Consider the following 3,813-nt stretch of genomic DNA (forward strand, 5'->3'; position numbering starts at 1 on the left):
GTCGGCGGAGACCACCACCGTGTGCGACACCCCGGGGGTGTTGTCCACGAAGTTGGTGATCAACCAGTTCAGGTTCTGTGCCGCCTGGCTCATCGGGCTCACACTAACGCTCCTGGTCATAGCTGTTACTTGACTGCTCACTGCCCGCGCTGCGTCCCTGCTGGACACCCCGCCGCAGGTTGCTCAACCTGCCGCGGACATCCTCCGGAGCGCGGGAGACCTGGGGGCCGCCCTGCGGGGTCGTCTCCGCCGCGCCCTCGACCAGGTTGGCCTTGGGCACACGCCGAGGGAGACCGGACGGGGTGACCCCGCCCGCCTTCGGCTCACGGAGTTTGGCGGCCTGCTGCCAGCGCTCGTCGTTGCCCGAACGCCAGCCCGAACCGCCGTCCTGGTCCTGGTCCTGCTCCGGGGCGGCGGCCTGGCGCGCACGCGGCGACCGCTGCTCGAAGAGGGACCCGGGGGACTCCGCTTCCTGCTGTGCCGGCTGCCACTGCTGCTGGCTGCCGCGTCGCGGCAGGCCCGCTCCGGTCATTTCGTGACCGGTGTCGGCAGCGGCGCCCGGACGGTCGAAGCCTACGCGCTCCGCGGCCGGTTCGGGTACGGAGGGGGATTCCGATTCGGTCCCGTAGCTCTGCTGGTAGGCAGCCGGATACGTGTTCTGCTTCGGCCAGTCGTCCTGCTCCGGGGCGGCTTCGAAGCCTCCGTCGTACTGCTGGGAGCCCGGCTGCTGGTCCGGATAGCCGTCTTCCGTATAGCCGTAGTCCTGCTGCGGGTACGCCTCGAAGCCCTGCTGCGCACGCTGTCCGTCGTAGTTCGGGTCGTAACCCTGCCCGGACTGCTGGTCGTAGCCCTGGTACGGCTGGTAGCCGTGCTCAGGCTGGGGTTCCGGATAGTCCTGCGCCGAGGGCTCGGCGTACTGCTGCTGCTCCTGCGGGTAGCCGACCTGCGCCTCCAGCGCGGCCCGGCGCTCCTCGCGGCCCAGGGAACGCACGACCGGGTCCACGCCCTGGCCCTCGCCGCCCGGCTCGTAGCGCGAGTCGTCGAAACCGAGCTCGGCGGCCGTCCGCATCGGGGCGGCCTGCTGGCTCTGCTGCTCCGGGATGATCTGCGAGACCGTGAAGTCGTCGTCCGGGATGCCCTCGCCACCGCCACCGTGGGTGATGGCGTCGGGGAGCATGACCAGCGAGGTGGTGCCCGCGGCCTCGCCCGAGGGGCGCAGCTGGACGCGGATGCTGTGGCGGTCCGCCAGCCGGCCGACCACGAACAGGCCCATGCGCTGCGAGATCGCGGCGTCCACGGTCGGCGGGTTGGCCAGCTTGTGGTTGATGTCCGCGAAGTCCTCGGCGGTGAGGCCGATGCCCTTGTCGTGGATCTCGACCATCACGCGGCCGTCGGGCAGACGCGTGGCGTTGACGCGGACCTTGGTCTGCGGCGAGGAGAAGGTGGTGGCGTTCTCCAGCAGCTCCGCGAGGAGGTGCACGAGGTCGGTCACGGCCTGGCCGTGGATCTCCGCCTCGGAGACACCGGAGAGCTCGATGCGCTCGTACTGCTCCACCTCGGAGGAGGCGGCGCGCAGGACGTCGACCAGGGGCACCGGCTGGTCCCAGCGGCGGCCCGGCTCCTCGCCCGCGAGGATGAGGAGGTTCTCGCCGTTGCGGCGCATACGGGTGGCCAGGTGGTCCAGGCGGAAGAGGTTCTCCAGCTGGTCCGGGTCGGCCTCGTTGTTCTCCAGGTCGGTGATGAGGGTCAGCTGGCCCTCGATCAGCGACTGGTTGCGCATGGAGAGGTTGGTGAAGATCGCGTTGACGTTCCCTCGCAGGAGCGCCTGCTCGGCCGCGAGCCGTACCGCCTCGCGGTGGACCTGGTCGAACGCGCGGGCGACCTCGCCGATCTCGTCGCGGGAGTCGATCGGGATCGGCAGGACACGGGTGTCCACCTTGCCCGGGTCGGTGCGCGAGAGCTGGTCGACGAGCGTCGGCAGGCGCTGCTCGGCGATGTCGAAGGCGGCGGTGCGCAGGCGGCCCATCGCGCGGCCCATCTGGCGGGCCATCATGCCGGCCAGGATGAAGGCGGCGAGCAGGGCCACGACCACGATGGCGCCGTTGACGATGGCGTCGGTGCGGGCGTCGTCCGAGACGGCGACGGCGTCGTTGACGGCCTTGTCGAGGAGTTCCTTCTCGATCTCGTCGTAGCCGTCGAACTTGGCGGTGGCGGCGGCCTGCCAGAACACCGGGTTCGTACCGGTCTCGGCGAGCCTCTTCTTGCTCTCACCGCTGGCGATGGCCTCGGTCATGCCGACGAGCGGGTTGCCGTTCGGGGCCGGCGGCGGCACGAACTTGGTGCCGGCCTGCTCGGCCTGGTGCTTGGCCTCGGCGAGCTTGGCCTTGCCCTCCTCGGACTTCTTGCCCATCACCGTCTTGAGGCGGTTCACGTCCTCCTCGGTGCCCGCCGCGACGTACTCGCCGATGGCGATCTCTTCGAGGTAGGCGTAGGAGGAGAAGGCGACGAGCTGGGCCTTGCGGGTGTTCTCGTCCGCGCTCGGGCGCACCAGGAGGTGGGTGCCGACGGAGCGCTGGAGGGAGTTGGCCGCCTTGGCCAGCTGGACCGCGTAGACCATGCGGCCGTAGGAGGTCACGTTTCCGGTGCCCAGACCGAGTTCGTTGGCGAACTGCATGAGGTAGTGCTGGACCAGCACATAGCCCTCTTCGGTCGGGATGGGGCCCGCCGCGGTGGGGAGGTTCTTCTTCGGAGTCTCGGCCGCCGCCAGGTACGCCTTCTCGCGGACGTCCTTGAGCTTGGGCTCCTCCGCGCGGAAGAGCTCCAGACGCCGCTCCAGGCCCTGGTTCTTGGGCATGTCCTGGACGGCCTTGTCGAACTTGTCCTTGGCCGCGCCGGTGTCCGCGTACGCCTTGGTGACGCGGTCGTCCTTGGTCTGGCCGTTCAGGAGGGGCTCGGCCGTGAGGTCACGCTCGTTGAGCAGTGCCTGACTGTACTCCGAGGCCGCCTGGACGACCCGGGCTATCTGCTCGGCCTCCTTGGCCTCGTTCCACGTGTCGACGGCGCCCTTCACCTGGAAGCCGCCCATGACCAGGCCCACGAGGGCCGGGACGAGGAGGATGGCGTTCAGACGGGTGGGCACGCGCCAGTTGCGCGGGGAGAACCTGCTGGCGCTCCCGGTGCCCGCCGACGGTTCCACGGGCACGTCGGCGGGCGACGCGGCCGCTCGCGGCGGCGGGGTGAAGTTGCCACGCGCGGTTTCATCCGCGGGGCTCGCATTGCTTCGCCTCACTCGACCAACAACCTCTCGGCGGTGCTACTAGCTAGTTCGTTGAATTCCAGCACGGTTGACGGCCCTGTTCCAAACAGTTGGAATCTGCCATTCCCAGAGACTTATGCCTCACATAAATCGGACATAAAGAGCGTCCTGCGGCAAAAGCCGGGGCGCGTGTGAGCGCAGTGGCACCGGATGAACGCTCCCTGTCGCGAAACGGCTTCAATTCTCTGTCGAAACGTTATGAACGCCACGGGGCGGGCCGTGTCGTAGGACACAACCCGCCCCTGGCATCCGGCGACCGGAACCGTCTTACTTGAGCCGCGCCATGAGGGCGTGCTCGACGAGCGTGATGAGGGCGCTCTTGGCGTCCGCGCGGTGGCGGGCGTCGGTGGTGATGATCGGGGCGCCGGGGCCGATCTGCAGGGCCTCGCGCACCTCGTCCGCCGTGTAGGGCTGGTGTCCGTCGAAGCCGTTGAGGGCGATGACGAAGGGGAGGCCGCTGTTCTCGAAGTAGTCGACGGCGGGGAAGCAGTCGGCGA

The 3,813-nt window shown here is 69.2% G+C and carries 2 protein-coding genes and 1 pseudogene; all 3 read right to left on the minus strand.

Annotated elements, in window-relative coordinates; all coding sequences use genetic code 11:
- The coding region (locus ABZ873_RS33980; protein ID WP_360880696.1) for a roadblock/LC7 domain-containing protein at positions 1-120 on the minus strand (120 nt) is incomplete at its 3' end.
- Complete coding sequence (locus ABZ873_RS33985) at positions 104-3,289, minus strand: nitrate- and nitrite sensing domain-containing protein (protein WP_360880693.1); 3,186 nt, start codon at positions 3,287-3,289, stop codon at positions 104-106. The genes ABZ873_RS33980 and ABZ873_RS33985, both read right to left, overlap by 17 nt.
- Positions 3,290-3,583: 294 nt before the next feature.
- Positions 3,584-3,813: pseudogene (locus ABZ873_RS33990) on the minus strand (ATP-binding protein); the annotation flags it as partial.

This window comes from Streptomyces sp. NPDC047014 (assembly GCF_040644195.1).
In the GTDB taxonomy this organism is placed as follows: Bacteria; Actinomycetota; Actinomycetes; order Streptomycetales; family Streptomycetaceae; genus Streptomyces.